A 26,843-nucleotide genomic window follows, 5' to 3' on the forward strand; every position below is an offset into this window, starting at 1 on the left:
GCGAGTCTCTCGGATGAGACCAAAGGGATTGACCAGCCACTGGTTCCGCCGATCACCCAAGACCCATTCCTTGAAGATTGGCGGCGCGATTGCTACCGTCCCGCCGAAGTCCCGACGGACGTGGTCCGCTGAGGCTCCGCGCAGCGGCTGCCGTGACCACGCGGCGGAGACGACATCGCGCCGCTTGCGGCGCGAACGATACGGCGCCGTAAGTTCTTTTTCGACAAATGTTTAGCCAGTAGGATCCGAAGATGGCGACGAAGTACGTGTACTCCTTTTCCGGTGGAAAGGGAGAAGGCAACGGCAAGATGAAGGCCGAGCTGGGTGGCAAGGGCGCGAACCTGGCGGAAATGTGCAACATCGGTCTGCCGGTCCCGGCCGGTTTCACGATCGGCACCGAGGTCTGCAACTACTACTACGCCAACGACCGCAAGTATCCCCCCGAGCTCAAGGCTCAGGTCGAAGCGGCCCTCAAGGAAGTCGAAAAGGTCATGGGGGGCGAGTTCGGCTCCAAGACCAACCCGCTCCTCTTCAGCTGCCGCTCGGGCGCCCGTGAGTCGATGCCCGGGATGATGGACACCGTCCTCAACATCGGGATGAACGACGAGACCGTCATCTCCCTCGCCAAGAAGTCGGGCGATGAACGGTTCGCCTGGGACAGCTACCGCCGCTTCATTCAGATGTACGGCGACGTCGTGATGGGCCTCAAGCCCCAGACCAAGACCGACCCGGACCACTTCGAAGAACTCCTCGAGCACAAGCGCGAGAAGGCGGGCGTGAAGTTCGACAACGAACTCACCGCCGAGCAGCTCAAGGAACTGGTCGCCGAGTACAAGGCGGTCATCAAGAAGCACACCGGCAGCGAGTTCCCGACCGATCCGATGGAACAGGTCTGGGGCTGCATCGGCGCCGTGTTCAGCAGCTGGATGAACGACCGGGCGATCGTCTATCGCCGCATGTACAACATCCCCCACGAGTGGGGGACGGCCGTCAACGTCCAGGCGATGGTCTTCGGCAACCTCGGCGACGGCTGTGCGACGGGCGTCGGCCTGACCCGCGACTGTGCCGTCGGAACGCCGGGCTTCTGCGGCGACTACCTGATCAACGCTCAGGGTGAAGACGTCGTCGCCGGGATCCGGACCCCGCTCCGGATCGAAGAGACCCTCGGCAAGGACATGCCGAAGGCCCACGCCGAGCTCGACGAGATCGGCAAGAAGCTCGAAAAGCACTTCAAGGAAGTCCAGGACGTCGAGTTCACGATCCAGGAAGGCCGCGTCTGGATGCTCCAGACCCGTAACGCCAAGCGGACCGGCTTCGCCGCCGTTCGCATCGCGGTCGACCTCGTCAACGAAGGGCTGATCACCGAGAAGGAAGCCCTCCAGAAGCGCCGCATCCCGGCAGACGACCTGAACCAGCTCCTCCAGCCGATCTTCGACACCGAAGCCAAGAAGAAGGCGACCAAGGAAAACCGCGCGATCGCCAAGGGGATCAACGCCGGTCCGGGGGCCGCCACCGGCCAGATCGTCTTCCACGCCTCGGATGCGGAAGCGCTCTACAACAAGGACAACAACGTCCAGCTGATCCTCGTCCGTAAGGAAACGAGCCCGGAAGACCTTCGCGGGATGAAGGTCGCGAAGGGAATTCTCACGGCGTTCGGCGGGGCCTCCTCGCACGCCGCGCTCGTTTCCCGCCAGATGGGTAAGGTCTGCATCGTCGGTTGCGGTTCGCTCGTCGTCGATTACGACAAGGGGACGATCTCGTCGGGCGGCACGACCCTCAAGGAAGGGGACTGGATCAGCATCGACGGATTCACCGGCGAAGTCTTCAGCGGCAAGGTCGAGACCAAGCCGAGCGAGATCGTCCAGGTTCTCGTCCAGAAGACGATGAAGCCGGAAGAGTCCGAGACCTACACCCGCTACGCCCAGCTGATGGGCTGGGTCGACAAGTACCGCAAGCTCAAGGTCCGGGCGAACGCCGAGCAGGACGAAGCCCACCTGGCCGACGCGTTCGGCTGCGAAGGTGTGGGCCTGTGCCGGACCGAGCACATGTTCTTCTCGAAGATCCAGGAATTCCGGGAAATGATCGTCTCGGAAACCAAGGAACAGCGGGAGAAGGCGCTCGCCAAGCTCCTGCCGTTCCAGCGGGCCGACTTCACGACGCTGTTCAAGGCCCTCGGCAGCCGGCCGGTGACGATCCGTCTGCTCGATCCGCCGCTGCACGAGTTCCTCTCGGAGCACCACCTGCACGACGACGACGGCCTCGCCGATCGTCTCTCGAAGGCGGTCGGGATCTCGAAGGAGACCGTCGAGCGCCGCGTGGAAGAGCTGAAGGAAACGAACCCGATGCTCGGCTTCCGCGGATGCCGGCTGGGCATCGTGTTCGCGGAAATCACCGCCATGCAGGCCCGGGCGATCTTCGAAGCGGCCGCCGACCTCAAGAAGCAGGGTGTCGACGTCCATCCGGAAGTCATGGTGCCGCTCGTCGGCTTCAAGACCGAGCTCGATCACCAGACGAAGATCATCCGCGACACCGCGGAGAAGGTCTTCGCCGAGAAGGGTGTGAAGGTCGACTACCAGGTCGGCACGATGATCGAAATCCCGCGTGCGGCGCTGACCGCCGGCGAGATCGCGAAGACCGCCGAGTTCTTCTCGTTCGGAACGAACGACCTGACGCAGACGACGCTCGGCATGAGCCGCGATGACTACGGCTCGTTCATTCCGCTGTACCGCGAGAACGACGTGATCGGTGACGACCCGTTCCAGAAGATCGACCAGACCGGTGTCGGCCGGCTGATGGAGATCGCCTGCAAGGACGGCCGCGCCACCCGCGAGAAGCTGAAGCTGGGGATTTGCGGCGAGCACGGGGGCGAACCGTCCTCGGTCATGTTCTGCCACAAGCTCGGCCTCGACTACGTGAGCTGTTCGCCGTTCCGGATTCCGATTGCGAAGCTGGCCGCGGCTCAGCAGGCGCTCGAGTCCTAAGCGGATCGATCTGATGTGAGTGACAGAGAGGGGCAGGCCGAGAGGTCTGCCCCTCTTTTTTTTGTGACTGAGTCGTGAGCGGTGGCAGGGCTCAACTCACGTGTCGTCTGGTTCGGGTCCAGGGGCCACCCTGGTGGGGGATGCAAGGGGGCGAAGCCCTCTTGCCCGCCGGAGGCCTGGCCGTCGAGAGATTTCTGAAGGAGCACTTATCCAACTTTGGCGAACGTGTCGGATGCCCCCTACTCAACCCGCGGGGGTTGCAAGGCCAGCGGTGTGGTGTGAAGGAGTCCTCAACGCTGACTCCGTAAGGCGGACGTCTGTTGCTTGCCACGGTTCCTCGACCCTGATCCGACGAAGTTCGAGACAAACGACCCGATTCGGAGGGTTTGAGATGCGAGTGGCAGGGCCATCGCAGCACTTCGAAGAAGAGCCCTTCCGCTCGGGGGCAAAAACGGACGGGCGAGTGATGGCGGGAGTCAAACGCTAGCAACGTTCGCCGGGGCTTCCCGTTGGTCCAGCCCCGGCCACCCTGCCGCGTCCGTCAGTTGTACCGCCCACTTCCCGATGCTCTTTCCCATGCCGTCCTCCTTGAACGTCAGTCCTTCCATGTCCGCAGAACAAACTCTCACAAAATGCGACATTTACTGCTAGGTCGACTAGTAGAGCACACTCGGCAATTCTCCGGGGGCGTCCCGTCAGTCCAGATCCAGCCAAACAGCTGTGGCAAATGGTTTTAGCTCATTTGTCGATGGCACTACGTAATACGCGGCATCTCATGCACGTTGTTCGTTGCCTTCGTCAATATCTGGAAAGTTTCGTTTCATGAAGACTTCCAACGCCTCCCAAGGGTTATATTTTCGCTCTTCGGTTGCCACGATCATGTAATGTGAAAGCTCGAAGTACCATCTTTTTAGTGTTTCAAACAGCGAGTTCTTTAGGATGTCTTGGTCACCGACATGCTTGTCGTAACAGACTACGATGTATTCACAGTAGTTTAACAATTCGACGATATGCCCGCGTAATGCCCAGTATTTGCCTGCTTTGTCGGATAGGTAAATCTCCTTGGCTAAGTCTCGGGTTATTCTTCTCTCTGGTGATTGCCCCGACGCATCAAGCAGGCCTGGAAGAGTCTCTTCAATTCCTCGGCGATAAGTGCCCGTTCGACTGTTCCATTCGGCAAGAACATTCATTGCAAACTGTTTGCGGCGCCATGCATACTCGATGTTGAGCTGCACTATGGCAAATGTAAAACCGCAAGTTGTGACGGCAATCTGGCATAATTGAAGGTTCTGCGATAGTTCCAAGGTGAGGTTGCCTTCGTTGAAATAGGTTTGCCGCTGAGAAAGTGCTGTCTTTGGTGGTTTTGCGGTGTCGATCGCTGACAGGCTGCCGCTTTTGTCTTTCTGGTTGCCGCGAGGCTCATTCTGGGCGCTCGGCTTTTGAGGGTTCTATTTTCGAGATATCAATCAGTTTTACGCGGCGAAGAATCGCATCAGCCGTGAGCCCCCCAATAAAAGCTACGATAAAACAAAATGGTATCAATACTTGCAGGCCAAATGGCACCGGTTCGCTTTGCTTCAGGTCTTGGAACTCTCTGCTTCCGATTAACTGCGGGAGGAAGAATAAGAAGGCGGATATGACGCCTGCAGCAACGCCGAATGCTTGTTTGACGATGGCGTTTTTTCTGTCGATTGCTCTAAATGGGTCGGCTTCCTCTTGGGTAATTAAGAGGTCTATCTGGCACCCCGAGAATCCTGATAGTACAGCGACCACGATCAGCAGAATTCCGAATGTGAAACGGGTGAGGCCGGGGCCGAAAAAGCCGTACACGACTGCCGTAACTGCCCCAAGCAGTGCGCCGATTGCAAGAACCGAGGTCCTGTCAGGTGATGGCCCTTTGTGAGGACCCTTGACTACCGGCGTAGCATGCTTTGAAGTCAGGACTGGTACCAGAAATCTTCTGGCGTCTTCTTTTGCTTCTTCGATGCTGAGTTTCCCTTGGGCCGAGAAGTGATGGCACATTGCAGCATACAGAGCGTCGCCAGCACCAAGTGGCGACACGACGTGTTCCACATTGACTTTTAAATTCTCGTGTCTCGCTGTGGGTTCGATAACGTCGAATCCAATTTGGCTTTTTGTTAGTATGATATATTCTGTTGAAAATGACTTGCATAGTTCCTCGGTGCTGATGGCTGTTTTGCCGGCTGTGGCTTTGGCGAGTTCATTTTGGTTCAGTATTACAAACTTGAACGCCGGGCCACTGTCGCTGAACTTGTTGTTGAATATTCTGGACACTTTGCTCTCGGATACGGCACAAATGCAAAGCGGCTTGCCAGACTTCTTTGCAAGTTTGTGCAGCTGGTGGATCTGCTCCGTTGCAAGGTTGCAGTCAATTGCGATCAGGGAGCTGTTGTTTATTGCTTTTGCGATGTCGTTGTAGTCTAGGTTGGCATCTTGAATGCCAATGCATGAGACGGCGCTTTGGACTTCTCCGTTTTCGGTGTGCGCAATAAACCCACTCTCCGCGGGCAGGCGTTGAAAACGAATATAAGCAGTAGATATGCCGCGTCGCCCCATCTCTGCTGTGATAGTCGTCGAGCTGTGGCTCCCCGCCTTGAGTACGGAGTAGAGAGCGACATTCTGGCCGCCGTGTCGCAAGTTGGCGGCGACATTAAATGCGGTGCCTCCCACGGTGTAAGTCAGAGATCCAATCTTGTCGACATTTTTTTTTGTGCTGCGATCAATGTTCGCAATAATGTCCATGTGGACAGAGCCCAGTGCTAGGATTCGTCCCACAAATGCCTCTTTCTTGGTTTTGCAGAGCCGACTTTTTCTGCGATTGTAGGTGAGGCCGCCCGCTTGTATGTGGAGTTGGCCCTCATGTTGCAGAAGTGTACCGACAGTGTGCACTGTCGTCATCTGATCTCATTGTTGTCGCAGTTGGCTAGCGCCGGGGGGCCAGCGGGCGTCGACAACTGTCTCGGATGGCTGACGATTGCACAGTCGGCAGGGTGGCCGGGGCTGGACCATGGGCCAGCCCCGACACCCTGCCGCGTTACACTCGTTCGGGCTCTTTCAACGCGGTTTTGGTTTCTCTACGGTAAGATTGCGGCGATAGATCTTCGCGCCGTGGGCGATGTAGAGCGTGCTGTGATCTGGGCCGGCGAGGATGCAGGTGGTGAGCGGCTGATCTTTGTCGACCTTCGGAAGCACTCCGCAGGGGCGTCCGGTCGGATCGAAGATCTGCACGCCGAGATCGCTCGTCACATAGAAGCGACCGACTTTGTCGACCGGCATGCCATCCCCTTTGGAGTTCTGGATGTACGGGGGTGGCTCGTTGAATTTGAACTCCCCCTTTGGATCGGTCGGGTGGCACGCCCTGAGTCCTCGAAGGGCGTGGCCGAGTCCACGCCGGGCGGGACATGGAATCGGAGCATTGGGCTCGACTCCACCACGCCCTTCCGCAGAGCCTTCAGGGCGTGCCACCCGACCACGTTGACTGGCACTGGCCAGTGGCACACAGTCACTCACTTTCCGTGAGTGCCACGCAGCCGCTTAACTCATTGGGCATCGTCGTGCAAAGGGCCGCACCTCGCCGAATGCAGCGGAGTGACCCTTCGACTATGCTCCCAATCGCGAAGTCTCACGGCCGTCTCTCCCTTCGTGATCCCGCGCAGCGAGCGTCGTCATGAATCGCTCCGACTTCCTCGACGAGCACTTCGAACTCACCCGCCGCCACTTTCTCAAAGCCGGTGTCGTCAGTCTCGCGGCAGCCGAGTTGACCAGCATCGGGCAAGCCGAAGAGAAACCGCCGGCCCCCGCCCCGTCCCCACTCAAACGAGCCAAACCGCCCAAAGCCGGGGTCCGTCCCGAGCCCTACTTCACCCCCACGCAGGATTTTCAAGACGTCTCGCGCGGCAGGCCGCTGCCACACTCCCTCCCCGAAGAGAAGAAGACCGAAGTCGGCCTCACGCGGGAGACCTGGCGTCTCGAAGTTCTCTCCGATCCCGACCACCCCGCCAAACTCGGACGCCAGTTCACCAAGGCCGATGGAACCGCCTTCGACTTCCCCGCACTGCTGAGGCTGGCCGAGAAGCACGCCGTCCGCTTCCCCAAGGTCATGACCTGCCTCAACCTCGGCTGCCCGCTCGGCATGGGGCTCTGGGAAGGGGTCCCGCTTCGCGAGCTGATCTGGCTCACCGCCCCGCGCGAAAACCTCCGCCGCGTCTTCTACTACGGCTACCACAACGACGACCCGGCCCAGATGTTCCGCAGCTCGCTCCCGGTCGGTCGCGTGCTCGAGGACCCACCCGGACTCCCGCCGGTCATCCTCTGCTACAAGCTCAACGGCGAATGGCTCGACGCGGAACGCGGCGGGCCGGTCCGGGTCGTCGTCCCCGAGCACTACGGCTTCAAATCGATCAAGTGGCTGACCCACCTCTACCTCACCAACCTTCCCGCCGCCAACGACACCTATGCCGAGCAGAACAACGACGTCGACAGCCCCCTGAAAACCTTTGCCGCAACGCTCTCCTTCCCGAGGGAGATCAAGACCGGCGACGAGATCCTGGCCTCCGGCTACGCCCAGGTCGGGGTCGCGGGCCTCTCTAAAGTCCAGGTCTGGATCGAGTCCGAAGCCCAGCCTCACGCGCAGGACGACCCGTACTTCACCACCGCCCCCTGGACCGACGCCCAGCTTCTGCCCGCCCCTGACAAATGGACCGGCCTCGAAGGCGGAAGAGTTCCCGCGGGCACCTATGGATTTGACGACCATGGCGTCCCCAAGGCTTGGCCGCTCAGACTCACCAACGCCCACTGGGCCGGCCGACTCCCCGCGCTTCCGCCCGGCGAGTACACCTTCCGTTGTCGCAGCGTCGACGAACGGGGGCACGGCCAACCGATGCCCCGCCCATTCCGAAAGTCCGGATACGCCGCGATCGAGGCGATTCGATTCAAAGTGACGGAGTGACTCCCGCCTGACATTCCCGGCAGGGTGGCATTGTCGAATGGTGAGTGATTGTGTGCCACTGGCTCCGCCAGTGCGGATCGACTCAGCAAGTCAGAAGGCGAGCATTGGGAGACGATAGGGCTCCCGCAGGTCGCTTCTCCTGCGTCGGCAAGTTCATCTGCTTCGAGTCCTCTCGTGGTCTCTGAGGTCGCTCCATCCCATCTGCTTGCACATCGGCACTGGAAGAACCAGTGGCACACTCCGGTACTTCCTCGACAGTACCGACCGTAGTGCCACCCCGTGCCGTCCGCTCTCTCTCAACGCGGTTTTGCTTTCTCCACGGTCAGATTGCGGCGATAGATCTTCGTGCCGTGGGCGATGTAGAGCGTGCTGTGATCCGGGCCGGCGAGGATGCAGGTGGTGAGCGGCTGATCCTTGTCGACCTTCGGAAGCACTCCGCAGGGGCGTCCGGTCGGATCGAAGATCTGCACGCCGAGATCGCTCGTCACATAGAAGCGACCGGCTTTGTCGACCGCCATGCCATCCCCTTTGGAGTTCTGGATGTACGGGGGAGGCTCGTTGAACTTGAAATCCCCCTTCGGATCGATGGGGAGCCGCATCGGCATCGTCGGCATCTTGGCGTCGAGCACTCCGCCGGCGTTCACGCGATACGTCCAGGTGTGAGTCCCGCCGTAGTCGGAGACGGCGAGCGTCCCCCCATCGGGCGAGACCGCGATGCCGTTGGGCTTGCTGACGCCTTTGTCGGCCGCGGCGACTTCGCCGGTCTGGGGATTGATCCGCGTCACCTGCTGGGTTCCGGTTTCCGTGATGAGGATGAAGCCGTCGCTCGTCACCGCGAGGTCGTTCGGTTTGACTCCTTCGGCGACGACCTTCACCTCGCCAGTCCCCGGATGGATCGAGATCACGCGGCTCTTCGTTCCCTGGCAGGCATACAGCAGCGAGCCATCGGGACTGAATTCGAGACCGCTGACGGACTCCTTGCAGATCTCCTTGCGGGTGCCGTCCGCCGCGCTGATGCGGAACACCGCAGGAGCCTTCATGTCGCAGAAGTACAGATTCCCCTCTTTGTCCGCGCAGAGGGCATCGGCGAAGCCGAGTCCGTCCGCAACAGATTCCCACGACTGACCGGGGATCAGCAGGTTGAGCAGCGTCAGGTCGCCGCCGAGATCGCCCCGCGTATCGAGCACCGGGGTGTGAGCTTCCTTGCGCCACAGCCACTTCATCGCTTCGGGAAACTTCGCACCGCCGAAGTCGGCGTTGTGGGCGTACCCTTCTGCCCAGTCGAAGCGGACGTCGTAGCCCGCATACTTCAGGGCCGACGCCATCTGCTGATTGGCCCACGGCCAGCTTCCGGCCACATTATCGACGTCGCCGCTGGTGTCGGCCATGTAGACCCGGATCGGCTTGGGCTCGGTCTTGCGAACGAGCGACGGATAGACGTTCCCCCCGCGCAGGTTCGTGAAGCTGCCGACGCTGGAATAGACCTTGCGGAAGGAGTCGGTTCGCTCCCAGGCGGCGGTGAAGGCACAGATCGCTCCGGAGCTGGACCCGCCGATGGCGTGCATCTCGGGGTCATCCGAGATCGCGTACTTCTTGCGGACCTCGGGAATGATCTCTTCGAGCAGGAAGCGGACGTACCGATCGCCGAGGCCGTCGTACTCCAGGCTCCGGTTCGAGTGCTTCCCTTTCTCCTGCGGCTTCGACTTCTCGTGGCCGGGGTTGATGAACACGGCGATCGTCGTCGGCATGTCTCCGCGGGCGATCAGGTTGTCGAACACCGTCGGCACCCGCCAGCGGCCGTTCGTGTTCTTCATCCCCTCGCCGTCCTGAAACACCATCAGCGCGGCCGGTTGGTCCGCCTTGTACTGAGCCGGCACATAGATCGACCACGCCCGCGTCGTGTCGGCGAAGATCTTCGACTCGAAGACCGGCATCTGCTCGAGCGTCCCCTTGGGAACCCCCTCTTTCGCGACCGCATCCGGATGCGGTTCCCACGCCGGCTTCGTCTCGACGATCGGAATGTTCGTGCTCTCGCTACTCTCGTCCCACAACCACTTGAGGGCCTCCGGCAGCCGCTCCCCGCCCCACTTGCCGCTGTGTCCGCCGTCCGTCATCTCGAGCTTGTACTTGTAGCCCGCGAACTGCAGAGCCGCCGCGAGATCCTGATTTCCCAGCGGCCAATTGCCGTGCAGGTTGTTGAGGTCGTCGCGCCCGTCCTGCAGATAGACCTTGATCGCCTTCGGCTTGGTCTTCGACTTGCGAACGAGCCCCGGATAGGCCCAGCCCCCGCGAATGTTGGTGAAGCTTCCGATGTGACTGAGCACCTTGCCGAACTGCTCCGGCTTCTCCCACGCCACGGTGAAGGCGCAAATGCCGCTGGACGAAATCCCACACACGGCGCGCTTCGCCGGGTCGCCGGAAACATTCAGCCCCTTCAGGGCGACGGGCAGAAACTCATCGATCAAGAAGTTCGGGTAACGATCGCCCATCGAGTCGTACTCGAACGACCGATTGCTGCGATCCTTCGCTCCCTTGGCGGTCGCCGCGATCGTGCCCGGATTGACGAACACCGCGATCGTGACCGGCATCTTCTTCTGGTGGATCAGGTTGTCAAACACCACGGGGACCCGGAAGTCCCCCTTGGGATTCGAATATCCGCCCCCATCCATGAACACCATCAGCGCGGCCGGCTCGTCCCCCTTGTACTGAGCCGGCACATAGACGCTGTAGTCGCGCTTCGTCCCGGGAAAGACCTGGCTGTCGCTGAACTGCCCCGCTGTGAGCTTCCCCTGCGGAACGCCGTCGTGAACGACCCGATCCGGCTGCTCTTGCGCCTCAGCTCGAACAGCGAGAGACGTCACCACGAAGCAGAGACAGATCAGTCCTTGCGTGAGTTGCTTCATCACCTGGTTCCGATTCGTTGACTGACTTTTGCGGCAGGGTGGCTGGGGCGCTGGCCGGCGATGCTCTCGGAGTACGCGTGATAGCCCCAGACGAGGAATTGGTGGCTACTATTGGATAGGACTGGGGCCATGAACGCCATTCCTGTGCTTCTCGCGTCTAAAGCGCCCCAGCTACCCTGCCGACTGATCTGTGACGCGGACTTGCATCGAAGTCACGCTGGAGGGGGGGCCGCCTGTTGAAGCTCCTTTTCGATTCGGTCAGCCGTCCACGCTCCTTCGTGAACGGAGAACAGCGTTCTTGTTTCGAAGACGGCGCCGTCCAGGGAGTCCGGCTGGTCCGGCCAGCGGCCGACGAATGTCCCCTTCTCTGCCCCGGTGCGGGCGCCGATCCAGGGGGGACGGGGGCCCTGATTGGAGAACCACTCGGAGACTCTCTCTGAGTCCTGTGAGGTTTCGAGTCGGCCGATGAGCTTGGTGCTGCAGTTTCCGAAGATGTTGTAGTCGACCGAACGCGGGCTTTGCGTGCAGACGAGGCAGCCGACGCCGTACTTCCGCCCCTGCGTGAAGAGCCGCGTCACCGGCCGCTTGGCGGGAGGCTGGGCGGTCCCCGCCGGGAGGAAGTCGCGGGCTTCGTCGAGATAGAAGAGGAGCTGCGGGTTCTCGGAGCTTCCGCCGCGGCAGGTCATCCAGCGGTAGACTTCGGTCGCGAGGGCCGCGACGAAGGCGGGTTTCTCCTGGTCGTTGAGCGTGTTGAGATAGATGACGTTCAGCGGGACCCGGCCCGGGGAACTTGGCGCGAGCAGGACGTCGAGGTCGAGCGGCTGTCCGCCGGTGAAGAGCCGCGACATCGGTCCGGAGGCGAGGGCGTAGAGTTGCCGGCCCAGGGTTTCCCGGTTGGCCTTCGTCATCAGGAGATCGGCGTCGTCGACTCCGATCGAGTCCGGGGAGTAGGCCGCCGCGGCGATGTCGGTCAGCTGGATCTCGGTTGCGTTACCTTTTGCCACGAGCCCCCGCAGGACCTTCGCAAGAAACGCCTGCTGCTGATCGAAGCCCCGCGGCGTCGAGCCGACGAGCGACACGAGGTCCATCGCGACGGCATGGATCATCCCGTCGTACTCTTCCTGGCGGCGGTCGGGACGCTCATGTTCGAGGTCCTGCAGGCTCGGCAGGCGGATCGGGCTGAGGCAGAGCCGCGTGGCATGCGACGTTCCGGGCGTGAAGATCCGTGGTTCGACGCGCCGGACGTACTCGCGGTATCGCTCCCGCTGCTCCGCCGGGACGGATTCGATCGGCCGCTGTTTTAGGAACTGAACGAGGTCCCCTTGGGGATCGATCGCCAGGACGGGGACACCGCTGAGAATCGCCTCTTCGGCGAGGATCTTGGCGAACCAGGTCTTTCCGCTTCCGGCCGCTCCGACGACCGCCGTGTGCGTCGAGAGATTGCGGACGGGGAGTTCGACCGCGCCGCCCGCCCCTTTGACTCTGCCGAGATGCAAGCTTCGCGAGGCGTCTGGTGGTCGTGATGAGGTTTTGTCTTTCCCTGGTCGGGACGTCCGCTGCGCCGCCTCCTCAAGTTCGGCTGCGACATCGACCTCATCCGGTTCCTCAAGCGAGGGGGGCTCCGGCTCATCGAGGCTGACAGACGGGCCCTTATCCACTGCGAGCTCATCGCTTTGAAGAGCCGTCTTGCTCCACGTGACGAAGCTTCCCTCCTCCTTCGGCCCGAGCGTCTTCTCACAGTAGCCGTGCCTGTTCCACTTGCAGCCCTGGCAGACGGACGGCTCGCCGCGAGGTTTGAGGCCGGTGTCCGGGTTCTCCCCGTACCGCCGCCACTCCGCCATCGAGGCGAGCAGGTCGTAGACCTTGTGCCGCTGTTCGTAAACCTGGTCCCAGGAGAGCTCGTGGAGGACCCGCTTGGGATGCAGATACAGCACTCCCGCGCCGCAGCGGGTGCTGTGCTGGTGGTGATGCATCAGCGAGTAGGTGACGACCTGAAACAGGTCGTGATTGGGATGCGTGTCCGGCATCAGTTTGTAGTCGAGGATCCGCAGCGCGTCGGACCGCCAGTCGAAGAAGATGTAGTCGAGGCGGCCGGTGACATGGACGGGGGACTGCCGAGGCCCCACATGGAACGTGACGTCGAGCCGCTTGGAGAGATCGGCGAACAGTTGCTGGACGGTCTCCTGCGGGGTGCGGCCGACGCTGCGGCCGTAATGCACGATGTCGACGAACTCCTGGAAGTAGAGCCGGACGCAGCGCGTGAAGTTCTGGATGACTTCGGCGGATTTGCTGTGAAGCTGTGTCCGGTTGAGCGCCTCGTGGTGGAAGAGCCGCATCACCTCCTGCAGCAGACCGTCCCTGCTGTCATAGCGCTCGATGAGCTCCAGCAGCTCCGGCTTCCGGCGGCCCAGCCAGTTGAAGCGTTCGATCGAGTTGTGGAACAGCCCCCCCGCCGCGGTCGACTCGTCCCCGCCGACGGTCCAGGTCCGGGTGACTCGCGGCGATTGCGGCCGGTGCAGCCGGTTGTACTCGGAGTCGAAATAAAAGATTCGCGGGCAGGTCGCCGCGCTGCGGATCTGCGAGACCGAGAAGTGAAACGGCGGAACGAACGGCACAACACGCCTCTGTCGGTGAGATCAGGACCGTCCCAGGCTCTGTTTGACAACGGATTTGCGAGTCGTTCAGTCCACACTAGCCCGAAGCGCCAGCGAGGGGATTTCCGCGTCGTCCCTCGCTCGCGCGTCGGGCTGGTGTGAGTTTCCAATCAGAGCCTAAGGCTGCAGGAGCAGCAGGCCGTTCTGATGGTCCTTCGTCGCGAGCAGGTTTTCTCCAACCATTTTTCTGGCGACCGTCACCACGAGCTCATGCACTGCCTCAAACGGGGCCCGGACCTCCTTCGTGTTCTGCAAGGCGGCCTGGGTCACCTCGTTCGTAGTGATCGAGATCATCCATCCCAGGTTTCCGAGGATGATCGTTCGGACCTCCTCTTCCGTCGGAGGGGGCGGGGTTTCGGGACCGATGGGGGTGGTCGGCTCCGTCAGCAGTTCCTGCAGAACCGGATGCTGAACCAGGCGGTTCTGGCGATGGAGCGATTCGGCGACTTCCTCTGGAGTCAGCGAGTTGAAGCTGCCGCGGGGATGTTCGATGAGGATATCCGCGGCCTGAACAATGACGGACCGAAGCGAATCGAGTTCGACGTACTGTTGAAAGGTCAGCTTGATGTGCAGGAACCGCGAGGACTTCAACCGGACAAGGTCGCTGTAGAGGTCTTTGGATGTCGGTGTTTGCGGAAGCGGAGCTCGCTCTTCATCGGTGATCAGAATGCGGTGGTCCAGCGCCTTCGGGCATTGCAGCAGCCTGCGGAGGGCCGGGACGGAAGAACGGCCGTCGTTCGTGGCGATAAACGCGACGCCGCTGGTCACTTTCCTTCCGGACTTCGACTCCTTTTCTTCGGCCTCGAGATGGTAGGGAGGAAGCCGGCCCTCGATCCGCACGATGGATTGAATCGTGTACGCCGGACGGCCGATGCAGTGGCGGGCGAGCTGTTGGACGACCGTCGCGAGGTTGTCGGCATCGGGAGGGAGCGCGCCCGGATGGTCGAGGCGTCCGGCGATCGCCTCGTTGAGCGCCTCGTTCACGGCCGCGTCGATGATCTCGTCCCGCGTTCGCTTGTCATCGACCGGCGGATCGGAAGTACCGAGATCCCACAGTTTGAGCCATTGGTCAGGGCCGAGACTTTGAAGTCGATCGCGTTCCGTTTCCCAGGCGTCACTGGCCCACTTGAGGACCTGCCGTGGGCGGACGTCCGGATAACTTCCGAACTGTTCCTCGTACTCCTTCTCCGAGAGGGGGAAGTAGGCGTGTGCGTCGAAGTGCAGCCGAAGTTCGGCAACCTGCTGAAACCGCTGTCGAACGCGGCGTAGTCTTGCCGCCAGCAGCTTACGAATCTGCTGTTGAGGAACGAGCGGCAACTCCAGGTGCTGCTCGGCGATGCGATCTCGTTGAGCCTCCGTGATCACGTTCTTGTCGAGGAACGAGATCAAGGTTTCTCTCACTCCCGACGTCACGACGATCAGATGCTTCGACGAGTCGAGGAGCGCATGCAGGAACCGCATCAGCGAGCGGATCTGCGCTTCGGTCAGGTTGTCCGCCTGATCCAGGCAGATCAGCAGGGCCCGGCCGGCGATGCCCGAGAGGGAGCCCAGAACCAGCAGCACCTGTTCGATGTGGTGCTCGTCCTTCAGGCGGATCAGTTTTTCTTCGTCGAGATCGTCGCTCTGCGGCTGGAGTCCGATCTCCTGGGCTGCCTCTTCGCTGATCGAATTGCCCGAGAGCCAGTCGACGACGTTGTTCACGAACGCTTTCGCCGGCCCTTTGACCTCCGGCGAGGCGTTGATCTTCTCAAAGAACGCGAACAGGACCGTGATGATCTGCGCGTTGATCCGGTCCGGACGCAGGCCGGCGTCCTGCATCGCGGTGACGAACGCCTTCCGGGCGACCTCGCGGTTCAAGGTTCGGGGGAGGTTCTGGCGGGCGATGATCGTCTTCAGGGCCTGATGGACGAGGTGGTAGAGCATGCAGTCGTCGAAGGAGTCGCGTCCTTCGACGAGGGCGCTCATCACCGACCGCAGAAGGTGCCGCGACATCCATTCCGGCGACGCCATGACGTTGTGCAGGTAGACGTAGAAGGCGGTCTTTTCCTTCTTCGCCCAGCGGCAGTAGCGGGCGAGAAGGTGGCTCTTCCCTGTTCCGGGATTGCCGGTGAGCAGGACGCCGAGGGACCGATCCGCCCCGCGGATATCATTCGTCCAACCCTTGAGCCGCTCCAGGTAGGTGGCGTGGATCTCCTCGACGTCGACAAAGTGACTGTCGTTCTCGTCGGGGAGCGACGTCACGCGCTTGGAATCGAAGGGGTTCGATCCGCGGATGACCTGGAAGAAGGTTTCCTTCGTCGCGTCCATCTCGTGCCCCTGAGACGTCTGGCCCGCTCGGCACACCGCATCGGTCGTGAGTTCCATCGGCCCGTTCCCGCAGTGTCAGTTCGTGATTTGACTCCGGTCCGCCCTGCCCAGGCCCGCTCCCACTTGTCTCTCGAATTCCTAACGAATCCGGCTGCAGTACAGATATCGCGATCCCGCTTCCACGATGGCCGCCTGCCGCTCTTCGTCTGACGCGGCCCCGTGCAGCCCTTCGGATGTCTCCAGCGTGAACTTGCGCTCGACCCGCAGCCGCCGGACCCCTTCATCGAATTCGGAACGACCATACTGCGACAAAGCGGTTCGCAGGTCCAGCAGCTTAACGAAATTCCGTCGTCCGGTTTCGTTGTCGATCTCGCCGAAAGCCCGTTCGAAGTCTCCGGCGAAGGAGCCGCCGGCGGACGAGGACGGCGAACTGCCGAGAGACTCGCGTGGCGTCGCCGATGCGGGCGGTGATGGCTCGGATGAGGCCGGTGTCTTCGAGTCGAGTACCGCCGGCGCCTCCTCGCGACGCACATCGGACAGCCGAAACAGCATCCATTTCTTCGCGATCTGGAGTGTTCCCAGTCCGGTGGGCAACGTCCCGGTTTCGACCGCCTTGTGGAGCGCGGCGACGAATGCCTCGCGGAGTGCGGAGGGGATAGCCTTGGCTCTCGACAGTTTGTCGAGCGGAATCGCTTGATCCTGCGCGGTGACGAGTCCAGCGAGAGTCGGTGCGATCAGCCGCGGAGCGACTTGCGCGGTGTCTTCGATCAGGAAGGCGGATCGGTCCGATCCTGCTCCGATTTCCTGGACAGCTTTCCGGTAGAGGTCGGACTCCGCGGCCTGTTTGCGAAGCGAAGCGGGGGCGTCCGGGAGAGCCTCATTGAGCAACTCGTCGATCGAGATCGGATATCCATTCTCCTGCTGTCGCCGGCGACGCAGGCCGTCCAGGAGCGCCTGAGCGGCCGTTTCCGAGGGAAGGGGGTAACGCGTGAAGTGGAGCTCCCGGAGCTCGGGCTTTGCCGCGATCTTTCCCGGTTTGAGGCGGAGAAACGGCGGAAGCTCGGCTTTCGCCAGCCGCTCGCCCCAGAGTTCGAGGAACAGCGTCTGGTCGTTCTTGGCCAGACGTCCGGAGAGCTTCTTGAGCGTGATGGTCGGCACGGCCGGAGATGTCGACTCCTGGAGCAACTGTTCGAACAGGAGGTCGCCTCCCAGCAGGCGAGCCCGGTCTTCGGTCAGGCACACGAGGTCATCCGGGCCGGCGCGAAGGACGGTCAACTGGCTGCGGCACGGCTCGGAGTCGCGGGCCTGCTTGACCAGATCGGCCGGGTTGTCGGGAGAGTTCGTCTGCTCCTGGACTTTGCTGAAGAGAACGGGATAGCTCCCCTGCTCTCGAAGGCGGCGGAGTGCCTGCACGAGATCGCGGGAGAGGGTCTCCCACGGAGCGTGGAAGCGAACGTCGAGGAGAGCGGCCGTCTTTTTCGGTCCCGTGCTGACCTTCCTCACGAAGCCCGGCAAGCGATCGGCCTTCATCCGTTCGGTCCAGGCCTTTCCGAAGGCTGTCTGGAGGGACTTCGGCAGCAGGGCCCGGCACTGTTCGATCGTGACGAGGGGAAAGTTTTGCGAGCAGAGGCGTTGAAGCAGCACTTGCAGCAGCCGGTCATCCCCGGCCAGTCGTGCGGCGTCCTCTTTCAACACTGCGAGGGAGTCGAGGTCCTGATCGAACGCCAGGATGAGCTGATTCTTGAGGGGCGCGAGTTGAATGGCTTCTCGCAGCTCCGACTCGCTGACTCCGGGCCGAGCGGCCTCGGCCATCTGCCGGAACGGTGCCGGATTGCTTCCGGACTCTTTGTTCTGCCGCAACGCCGCCAGGAGTTCCGTTGCCAGAATTTTCCCGGGACTCGCCGGCTGTTTCTTGCCCATGGTTTCCTCGACGTGGAGCCGCCCTGGCGGCGCGTGCCGCTTGACCCGAAAGACGCCCAAGCACGTTCCATCGCGATCCGGACGGCACGCCAACCTACCAGAATCGACGAGGACTTTCAGTCTGGCTCAACGGTCGGATCGCCATCGGACATGCGCGTCTGCCGACGCGGCATAACCCGGTCAGTTGCTGCTCCCACGAATCGACAAAGCTGTCTCGCGTCCAATGAATCGTTGATTGTTGATGTGTTTTCTTACGCGTCCGCTGTCGTGATGGTTCAGTAATGCATTTGATCGTAACAGGTTATGGATGTGCGTCGGCGGTGCCGGGCGAGACTGTTGAAAATAGTTCGCTCGCTACAAAAAAGTTCTGGATCAACTCACATATTATCGATAATATGTGATCGAGAGCTGTTCGTTCGAGGACGTTATGAGCAACACCCGCCACTGCATGAGTGATCGCATCCGCGACCAGCTTGCGCAGCGGATCTACGACGGGCGGCTCAAGGCGGGGGATCGGTTGCTGGAACTCGAGATCGCTCGCGAGTTCGATACGAGCCAGACGCCCGTCCGCGAGGCACTCCGGGAACTGGAGTCGCTGAAGCTCGTTGAGTCGATTCCGTATCGCGGGACCCGCGTTCGCGGGATCAGTGATCGGGAGATGACCGAGGCTTACACGGTTCGCGGTGTACTCGAACAGCTGGCTGGCGAACTCGCTGCCGTGCATCTCAAGAACAACGTCGCGGCGCTCGCGCCGATTCGGGTCTCGCTGGAAGGAATTCATGCTTCCGCGCGAACCGGAGACCTCGATGGATACTCTCGTCACAACGTCGACTTCCATCGTCAGATCGTTGTGGCGTCGGACAACCAGTTGCTGATTCAGGCGTGGGAAGCGCTCGGGTTTGAAGCCCGGGTCCGCGTCCACCTGAAGCAGCACGGGGAGCCCCGCATCGTCGAACGGGCGGCTGAGCACGACCCGATCGTCGATGCCCTGGAGGCGGGAGATGGACCGACTGCCGGCCGCCTCCTTCGAGATCATGCCGAGCTGTGCAAGCAGCGGTGGCTGGAACGGCCTCGAGTTCCGGACGGCGAGCCGGTCGAGGGGAACCAGGGAGTGGAGACGGCGCTCGCCAGTTATCTGTCCTGACAGGCTGTTCCTTCGCGCTGTCGGAACCAGCCCTCGTGTCCCACGGACGCCCGCCTTTATCGGCTGGGGCGTTCGGGTTCGGATGCTGCATCCATGTGGATTGTCCGCCTCGCACTCCGTCGTCCCTATACGTTCGTCGTCATGGCGATGCTGATCGCCATACTGGGGACGGTGACGATCCTCCGGATGCCGACCGACATCTTCCCGGAGATCGATATCCCGGTCGTGGCGGTCATCTGGACCTACACCGGGATCTCTCCGGACGAGATGGAGACCCGCGTCGTCGGGAACTACGAGCGCGTGCTGGTCTCGACCGTGAGCGGCATCGAGCACATCGAGAGCCAGTCGCTGACCGGCATCGCGGTGGTGAAAATCTTTCTCCAGGAGGGGGCCAATATCGACAGCGCGATCTCGCAGGTCGTCGCCACGTCGCAGCAGGTCCTCCGCTCCATGCCGCCGGGGATTTTTCCGCCCCTGGTCATGCGCTACAACGCGGCCAACGTGCCGATCGTGCAGGTCTCATTGGGGAGCGACACGCTCTCCGAGCAGCAGCTGTTCGACTACGCCACGACCGGTCTGCGGCCCGGGATGGCGACCGTTCCGGGGGCCCAGATCCCCTACCCTTATGGGGGCAAAGTCCGTCAGATCATGGTCGATATCGACCCGGAAAAACTCTTCGCCTGGAAGCTTTCCGCCGCGGATATCTCCAACGCCGTCAACGCCCAGAACCTGATCGCTCCCACCGGCTCCGCCAAGATCGGCCCGCAGGAATACAACGTCCGGCTCAACAGCAGTCCCGAGGTCGTGGCGGCCATCGCCGACCTGCCGATCAAGTCGGTCGGGACGCGGACGGTCTATATCCGCGACGTGGCGAACGTCCGCGACGGCTTCGCCCCGCAGACGAACATTGTCCGCGTTGACGGCAAGCGGGGAGTGCTACAGCCGATCCTGAAGTCGGGGGCCTCGACGCTCGACATCGTGAACGGGGTCAAGGCGCGGATGCCCGCCGTTATGGCGACCTTGCCCGACACGCTGCAGTCGACGCTCCTCTCCGACCAGTCGATCTTCGTCAAAGGCTCGATCCACGGGGTCGTCGTCGAGGCCGCGATCGCCGCCGGTTTGACGGGGCTCATGATCCTGCTGTTCCTGGGATCGTGGCGGAGCACGCTGATCGTCGTCATCTCGATCCCGCTGTCGATCCTGGTCTCGATCATCATCCTGAACTTCCTCGGCGAGACGCTGAACGTCATGACCCTGGGGGGGATGGCGCTGGCGGTCGGGATCCTGGTCGACGACGCGACCGTCGAGATCGAGAACATCCACCGCAACCTTCACATGGGGAAGCGTCTGGTTCCGGCGATTCTCGACGGCGCTCAGCAGATCGCGACCCCTGCCTTCGTGGCGACACTCTGTATCTGCATCGTGTTCGTCCCCGTTGTCTTCATCACCGGGGCGGCCCGCTCGCTGTTTACGCCGATGGCGATGGCGGTCGTGTTCGCGATGCTGACGAGTTACATGCTGAGCCGGACGCTCGTCCCGACGATGGTCCACTACCTGCTCGCCAGCGAAGTCGCGATGTACGGCGGCCATCCCGAGGAGGGGCAGTCCGCCACCCCGGTCAAGCGGGGCCTGATCTGGCGCGTCCACGACCGGTTCAATCACCACTTCGACAAGCTCAAGGACTTTTACGGGCATTGCCTCGCCTGGGCGCTCGGGAACCGGGCCCTGGTGGCGATGGCGTTTGCCGGGTTCGTCGTGATGTCGCTGGGGCTCGCTCCCCTGATCGGTCGGGACTTTTTCCCGAGCGTCGACTCGGGCCAGATCCGGCTGCACGTGCGGGCTCCGGCGGGGACCCGGATCGAGGAGACCGAGCGGTACTTCGCCCGGATCAGCGACGTCATCCACGAAGTCATCCCGGACGATGAGATCTCGAAGGTCATCGACAACATCGGGATCCCGAACAGCGGGATCAACCTGGCGTTGAGCGACGGCTCGCTCATGTCGTCGGCCGATGGAGAAGTCCTGGTGTCGCTGTCGGAGCATCACGCACCGACGGCCGACTACATCCGCGATCTGCGGGTCAAGCTGAACGATCGCTTCCCGGACCTGACGTTCTACTTCCAGCCGCCCGACATCGTGACGCAGGTCTTGAACTTCGGCCTGGCGGCCCCGATCGATGTGCAGCTCGTCGGCCCGCGGGGGAACTACGACAAGAACTTTGCCATCGCCCGGACGCTTCGCGACCGGATCGCCGAGATTCCCGGTGCGGTCGACGCGCACCTGCAGCAGGTCCCCCTCACCCCGGAGCTGTCGGTTGAGACGGACCGGACGCTCCTCAGCCAGCTCGGGATGTCGCAGCGCGATGTCTCCAGCGACCTCCTTGTCTCGCTCAGCTCGAGCGGACAGGCCGCGCCGAACTACTGGCTCGACCCGAAGTCGGGCGTGCAGTACCCGCTGGCGGTCCAGACGCCGCAGTACAAGGTCGACTCGGTGGCGGCGATCACGCAGACGCCGGTCATCCAGGAGAACGGTAAGAACGGGAACGCTCCGACCTCGATGGCCAACTCCCAGTTGATGGGGAACCTCGTCAAGGTGGGACACCGTTTCGGCCCCACGAACGTCACGCACTACAACATCGCCCAGAGCTTCGACATCCTGGCGAGCGTCCAGGGGACCGACCTGGGGCGGGTCTCGGCAGCGATCGACAAGCTGCTGGCGGAAGTCCGCCCCACCCTCCCCCGCGGGACGACGGTGGCGGTCCGCGGGCAGGTGCAGAGCATGAACACCTCGTTCCGGGGGCTCGGCTTCGGCCTCGTCTTCTCGGTCGTGCTCGTCTACCTGCTGATGGTGGTCAACTTCCAGTCGTGGCTCGACCCGCTGATCATCCTGATGGCCCTTCCCGGGGCGCTCTCGGGGATTCTGTGGATGCTCTTCCTGACGCAGACCACGATCAGCGTCCCGGCGCTGATGGGGGCGATCATGTGCATCGGGGTGGCGACCGCCAACTCGATCCTGCTGATCACCTTTGCGAACGATCAGCGCAAGGAAGGAAAGAACGCCCACGACGCGGCCTGGGCCGCGGGGGTGACGCGGCTCCGGCCGGTCATCATGACCGCCCTCGCCATGATCCTGGGGATGCTCCCGATGTCGCTGGGCCTGGGAGAAGGGGGCGAGCAGAACGCCCCGCTCGGCCGGGCGGTCATCGGCGGTCTGAGCTTTGCCACCTTCGCCACCCTGTTCTTTGTCCCGATCGTCTACAGCGCCCTCCGTCAGACGATGCCCGTCCGCATTCAGGAACCCGAACTTCTCGAAAGCGCGGTGACCGCATGACGCCCGACCAGACTCCGAATCTCGATTACAAGATGTCCTCCACGACGATGGCGATTCCTTCGACTGTTCCCGCAGACGCGGCCGACGTTCCAGCCGTGCATCACGATCCCGAAGCGGTCGGCGATCCGCCGCCGGTGCCGAATGTTCCCCGGTCCCGGGTGGCCCTGGCGGGGATTGTCGGAATGACCCTGGTGGCGGGGATGTTCTTTGCCGGCTGGACTCCGAAGACGCGGCAGGACAAGGTCCTCCACGCGGACGCGGAGAAGATCCGGACCGCTCTCCCGCGCGTCCAGACGACACTCCCGAAGCAGTCGCCGGCCGAAACGACCGCGCTGCTCCCGGGGGACGTCCAGGCGATCGAAGAGACGACGATCTATCCCCGGACGACCGGATACGTGAAGCGGTGGCTCGTCGACCTGGGTGATCGTGTCCAGGAAGGACAGCTGCTGGCCGAGATCAGCACGCCGGAGATCGACGCGCAGCTCCAGCAGGCGCGGGCGACGCTGACGGAGTCCGAGGCGATGCTCGAGCGGGCGATTGCTTCGGCCAAGCTGGCTGAGATCAACCTCCGCCGGATTCGTTCGTTGCGGGAGCAGAATGCGTCGCCGCAGCAGCAGCTCGACGAAGCGGAAGGGACGGCTGCCGTTGCGACGGCCAACGTCCGCGTGGCCGAGGCGACGATCAATGCCAACAAGGCGGACCTCCTGCGGATTGAGGAGCTACAGTCGTTCTCGAAGATCGTCGCCCCGTTCCGCGGCCGGATCACGGCCCGGCACATCGACGTCGGGCAGCTCGTGACTCCCGGCAATGCGGCGTCGCAGGCGCTGTTTCAGATTGCCCGGACGAACGTGGTTCGCGTGTTCCTGAACGTGCCGCAGATGTACGCGTTCAGCGTGAAGCAGGGGCTGCCCGCCGAGATCATCGTTCGAGAAAAGCCGGAGTCCGAGTTTGTCGGCAAGGTGGTCCACACCGCTTCGGCCATCGATCCGACGACCCGAACCTTGCTGACGGAGGTCCAGATCTCGAATGAGGACAACGCCCTGCTGATCGGGTCGTACGTCCAGGTGCAGCTCCATGTGCACCGGGACAATCCGCCGCTCCTGATTCCGGCGTCGGCTCTGATGTTCAATGCCGATGGGACGAAGGTGGCCGTTGTGGGGGCGAAGAACAAGGTGGCGATTCGGGACGTGACCGTTGAAGGGGACTTTGGCGCTCAGGTCGGGATCGCGAAGGGGATTGGGGCGGGAGATCAGGTCGTCGTCAATCCGGGGGACCGGATGGCGGATGGGCTGGCGGTGAGTGTGGATGTGCCGCAAGTGGCGATGTCCCAGATGGCAGCAGGCCGATAATCCAGCCTACTGGGTCCAGGGGCACCCTGGTCAGGGGGTGCAGGGGGGCGAAGCCCTCTTGCCCGCCGGAGGCCGTCTCGTCGAGAGATATCTGAAGGAGTGCGTGTCCAAGCGCGGACAACGCGCCGTATGTCCCCCTCACCAACCCGCGGGATCGCAAAGCCATCGCTGTGAGGTGAGGGAGTCCTCAACACCGGTCCCACAAAGGGGACGTCGGTTATTTACCACGGTTCCTCATGGAAGTGCCTCCGGCGGCAAGGGGGCGTGGCCCCCTTGACCCCAGCCTGCCGTCGCACGTTGGGATCGAGCTATGAGAGCTATCCCGGCAAGGACGGGGTTTGAGCGAACGATCAGTCGCTAGACGAGCTCGCGCATCGGTGCATTGCCCTGCTCCACGAGATACTGCGGCACTCCCGCCTGATCGAAGATCCGGATGTTCTCCACATCGATCCCCGCGTTGCGATACAGCGTCGCGAAGACTTCCTGAAACTTGACCGGACGGTCCTCCGGAAACTCCCCGTTCCGGTTCGTGCGGCCCACCACCTGCCCCGTCCGCATCCCGCCACCAAACATCAGGCACCCGTTCGCCTGCGGCCAATGATCGCGGCTGTTCTTGGAATTGATCTTCGGAGTCCGGCCGAACTCTCCCCAGACGACGACCGAAACATCCCGGTCGAGTCCCCGCTCGTGCAGGTCCGTGATCAGCGCGGCGAGCGCCTGGTCGAGCATCGGAAACTCTTCGCGGGACTTCGGGAAATTCATCCCATCGTTCCCATGCCAGTCCCAGCGGCTGTAGTTCATCGAGACGAACCTCGCCCCCGCCTCGACCAGTCGCCGGGCGATGCAGAAGTTCTCCACCATCTGCGGCGCGCCGTCCCGCTGGAACTGCGTATTGCTCTTGCCGTAACGGGCGACGATCTTCGGATCTTCCTTCGAGAGATCGAGAGCGTCCGCCAGCCGCGAGCTCGTCAGGATCCCCATCGCTTGCCCGACCGAGACGTCGAGGCTGTCCATGATCCCGCGGTTGTCGACCGCCTCCTTCATCGAGTCGATCGCGCGGCGGAGCTGAACCCGGTCCTGCAGACGCTCCAGCGTGACCCCCTGCAGCACCATGTTGTCCGAAGTGCTGCGAGCCTCACGCCCCAGGGTATTGAAAGGCGCATGAGCGACACCGAGGAAGCCGCCGGTCCCCGGTTCCCCCCACGGCCGGTTGCCGGTCTGGTACATCAGGGCGATGTTCGGCGGGACCGATTCCTGTGCGGGCCCTTGCATCTTGGAAACCCACGCTCCGCCGGACGGCCACCCGCCCGGCGGCGAGCGTTCCCCTTTCTTGCGTCCCGTCATGCACTGATAGCCGTCGTGCAAACCGGCGGAGTCCGAGAGAGACCGGACAACGACCACTTTGTCCATCACCGCTGCCAGCTGTGGGAACAGCTCGCAGATCTGGATGCCGGGGACGTTTGTCGAGATCGGATTGAACTCGCCGCGGACCTCCCGCGGGGCGTCCGGCTTCGGATCCCACATGTCGATGTGGGACGGGCCCCCGGGCAGATAGATGTTGATGATCGCCTTGTGCGAGCGGCTCCGCGGTTCCGCCGCCAGCACGTCCGACAGACCCAGTCCCCCCAGCGCCATCCCGCCGATGGTCAGGAACCCGCGGCGCGACAGCCGGTCGCAAAAGGACGACGTCTTCCCCGCCTGAGCGCTCAGGATGGTGATCATGGTGTGTGTCCCGCAGAAGATGGATCAACGGGAGTTTATCGGTCGTGGCGTCTCGTGAGAAGGAGGAATTCGTCGCGCCGCCGGCCCGGTTTCCTCCGCCGAGGAGGCTGGAACAGGCGAGCCGATGCCGACGGCAGGAGCCAGCGTCCGCCGGCCCCGCGACGGAGAGCGGTATTCTCCCCCTATTCTTCCCTGACTAAGATTGCAGGCGACTTCCTGGTAACGTCGGACGCAGTCCTCCCGGGAATCATCAGCATCCCTCGAGGATGGACTCACAGTCCTCCCGTTTCACAGGAGTCATCATGGTCAGGAGATCTTGGAAGCAGTGGCTGGCGGGCGGCGCCGTCTTTGCGGCGGTCGTCATTCCCGCGATGTTCGCGCCGGCCCAGGAAACCAAGGACGCTCCCCCGGCTGCTCCCGCCGACAAGAAGGCGGACCCGCTGACTCCGCCCGAGGGGAACGATCCCAAGGCTCTCTCGTTGTACCTGAAGACCGCCGTCCAGCGGCGTCCGCGTCAGCAGACCCAGGCCGCCCTCGCGCAGTACCTGGAGGGGATCCGCAAGGCGGGCGAAGAAGTTCTGAAGCGGGAGTTCGACGACGAGGAGCTTCAGTCGCAGGCGGCGTCGCTGCAGATTCAGGCGCTCACGCTGATGGGGCAGATCGGCCAGGACGATGCCGAAGTCCGCCTTGAGAAGCTCTTGGCGAGCCTCGAGAAAGACCCCCGTCCGGGCGTGGCGAAGGTCGTGACCGTCTCCCGCTTCCAGGCCCGCCTGGGAGAGTTCGAGGAGGCCGAGCCGGCCGAGCAGAAGAAGCTCGTGACGGAACTGGCGGACAAGCTCTCCGAGCCGGACCTGGTCGGAGACTACCTGGGCATGGCTCAGGAACTGACCCAGATGCTGGAGTACTCGGACAAGACCGATCAGGCCAAGGAGATCCTGACTCTCCTGGCGACCCGTCTCGAAGCCCGCAAGGACACCGATCCGCAGATTGCGGAGGGCTGCAAGCAGATGGCCAGTTCCTTCCGCGGAACGGCCCGCCGGCTGGACCTCGTCGGGCGTCCGATCGAGATCTCCGGGACGACGCTCGACGGTCATCCCTTCAACATCGCGGACTGGAAGGGGAAGGTCGTCCTCGTCGATTTCTGGGCGACGTGGTGCGGCCCCTGCATCCAGGAGATGCCGAACGTCATTGCCCACTACAAGGCGTACCACGAGAAGGGATTTGAAGTCATCGGCATCAGCCTCGACGAGTCGGCCGACGATCTGAAGGAGTTCATCAAGGAGCGCGAGCTTCCCTGGCCGAACCTGTTCGAGAAGAACGCCGACACCCAGGGCTTCAATCATCCCCTGGCCAAGAAGTACGGCATCTCGGGGATTCCGTCCTGCATCCTCGTGGACCAGGAAGGGAAGGTGGTCTCGCTCACCGCCCGCGGCCCCAAGCTCGGAGCGCTGCTGACGAAGCTGCTCGGCCCCGCGGAAGTGAAGGAAGCCGCCAGCGAGTAATTCGCCACGCGAACACGCGAACGACCAGGACGCCGGTGGGAATCACCGGCGTCCTTTTTTCG

Annotated in this window: 13 protein-coding genes and 1 pseudogene; 6 read left to right on the forward strand and 8 right to left on the reverse strand. The window is 62.6% G+C overall.

Going from position 1 to position 26,843, the window contains the following annotated elements; translation table 11 throughout:
• The first annotated feature begins 251 nt into the window (after window positions 1-251).
• On the forward strand, window positions 252-2,981 hold the full coding sequence (gene ppdK / locus VT03_RS27955) for a pyruvate, phosphate dikinase (protein ID WP_075096055.1): 2,730 nt from the start codon (window positions 252-254) through the stop codon (window positions 2,979-2,981).
• Between the two features lie 773 nt (window positions 2,982-3,754).
• Here ppdK and VT03_RS33840 read toward each other — a convergent pair.
• The 3 genes and pseudogenes from VT03_RS33840 to VT03_RS27965 all read right to left on the reverse strand — a co-directional run.
• A complete protein-coding gene (locus tag VT03_RS33840; protein WP_156514812.1) occupies window positions 3,755-4,285 on the reverse strand; it encodes a hypothetical protein in 531 nt (176 codons plus the stop codon).
• Between the two features lie 115 nt (window positions 4,286-4,400).
• Window positions 4,401-5,900: a PfkB family carbohydrate kinase gene (locus VT03_RS27960; protein ID WP_082846588.1), complete on the reverse strand. Its 1,500-nt coding sequence runs from the start codon at window positions 5,898-5,900 to the stop codon at window positions 4,401-4,403.
• Window positions 5,901-6,056: 156 nt separating this feature from the next.
• Window positions 6,057-6,350, reverse strand: a pseudogene (locus VT03_RS27965) (hydrolase); the annotation flags it as partial.
• Window positions 6,351-6,669: 319 nt separating this feature from the next.
• Between VT03_RS27965 and VT03_RS27970 the strand changes: the two are divergent.
• Complete coding sequence (locus VT03_RS27970; protein ID WP_075096058.1) at window positions 6,670-7,950, forward strand: molybdopterin-dependent oxidoreductase; 1,281 nt, start codon at window positions 6,670-6,672, stop codon at window positions 7,948-7,950.
• A 296-nt stretch (window positions 7,951-8,246) separates the two neighbouring features.
• On the opposite strand, the gene VT03_RS27975 is transcribed toward VT03_RS27970, so the two are convergent.
• The 4 genes from VT03_RS27975 to VT03_RS27990 form a co-directional block, all read right to left on the reverse strand.
• Window positions 8,247-10,853, reverse strand: coding sequence for an alpha/beta hydrolase-fold protein (locus VT03_RS27975; protein ID WP_075096059.1), 2,607 nt, complete (start codon window positions 10,851-10,853; stop codon window positions 8,247-8,249).
• 212 nt (window positions 10,854-11,065) lie between these two features.
• Window positions 11,066-13,468, reverse strand: a complete 2,403-nt coding sequence (locus VT03_RS27980; RefSeq protein WP_075096060.1) for a PD-(D/E)XK nuclease family protein — start codon at window positions 13,466-13,468, stop codon at window positions 11,066-11,068.
• 156 nt (window positions 13,469-13,624) lie between these two features.
• Window positions 13,625-15,871, reverse strand: coding sequence for an AAA family ATPase (locus VT03_RS27985; protein ID WP_075096061.1), 2,247 nt, complete (start codon window positions 15,869-15,871; stop codon window positions 13,625-13,627).
• A gap of 81 nt (window positions 15,872-15,952) precedes the next feature.
• Complete coding sequence (locus VT03_RS27990) at window positions 15,953-17,734, reverse strand: hypothetical protein (protein WP_156514813.1); 1,782 nt, start codon at window positions 17,732-17,734, stop codon at window positions 15,953-15,955.
• A 427-nt stretch (window positions 17,735-18,161) separates the two neighbouring features.
• Between VT03_RS27990 and VT03_RS27995 the strand changes: the two genes are divergently transcribed.
• The 3 genes from VT03_RS27995 to VT03_RS28005 all read left to right on the forward strand — a co-directional run bounded on the left by VT03_RS27995 (window position 18,162) and on the right by VT03_RS28005 (window position 23,557).
• On the forward strand, window positions 18,162-18,878 hold the full coding sequence (locus tag VT03_RS27995; RefSeq protein ID WP_082846832.1) for a GntR family transcriptional regulator: 717 nt from the start codon (window positions 18,162-18,164) through the stop codon (window positions 18,876-18,878).
• A 93-nt stretch (window positions 18,879-18,971) separates the two neighbouring features.
• Window positions 18,972-22,208 (forward strand): efflux RND transporter permease subunit, encoded by a 3,237-nt coding sequence (locus VT03_RS28000; RefSeq protein WP_075096064.1) that lies wholly within the window; start codon window positions 18,972-18,974, stop codon window positions 22,206-22,208.
• Window positions 22,205-23,557 carry an efflux RND transporter periplasmic adaptor subunit gene (locus tag VT03_RS28005; RefSeq protein WP_082846589.1) on the forward strand — a complete coding sequence of 451 codons (1,353 nt, stop codon included), beginning with the start codon at window positions 22,205-22,207 and terminating at the stop codon, window positions 23,555-23,557. The genes VT03_RS28000 and VT03_RS28005 overlap by 4 nt, the downstream gene beginning before the upstream one ends.
• A gap of 357 nt (window positions 23,558-23,914) precedes the next feature.
• Here VT03_RS28005 and VT03_RS28010 read toward each other — a convergent pair whose 3' ends face one another.
• Window positions 23,915-25,279 (reverse strand): DUF1501 domain-containing protein, encoded by a 1,365-nt coding sequence (locus VT03_RS28010; protein ID WP_075096065.1) that lies wholly within the window; start codon window positions 25,277-25,279, stop codon window positions 23,915-23,917.
• Between the two features lie 302 nt (window positions 25,280-25,581).
• On the opposite strand from VT03_RS28010, the gene VT03_RS28015 reads away from it, so the two are divergent.
• Complete coding sequence (locus tag VT03_RS28015; RefSeq protein ID WP_075096066.1) at window positions 25,582-26,781, forward strand: TlpA family protein disulfide reductase; 1,200 nt, start codon at window positions 25,582-25,584, stop codon at window positions 26,779-26,781.
• Window positions 26,782-26,843 lie beyond the last annotated feature (62 nt).

It is taken from the genome of Planctomyces sp. SH-PL14 (assembly GCF_001610835.1).
Lineage (GTDB): Bacteria > Planctomycetota > Planctomycetia > Planctomycetales > Planctomycetaceae > Planctomyces_A.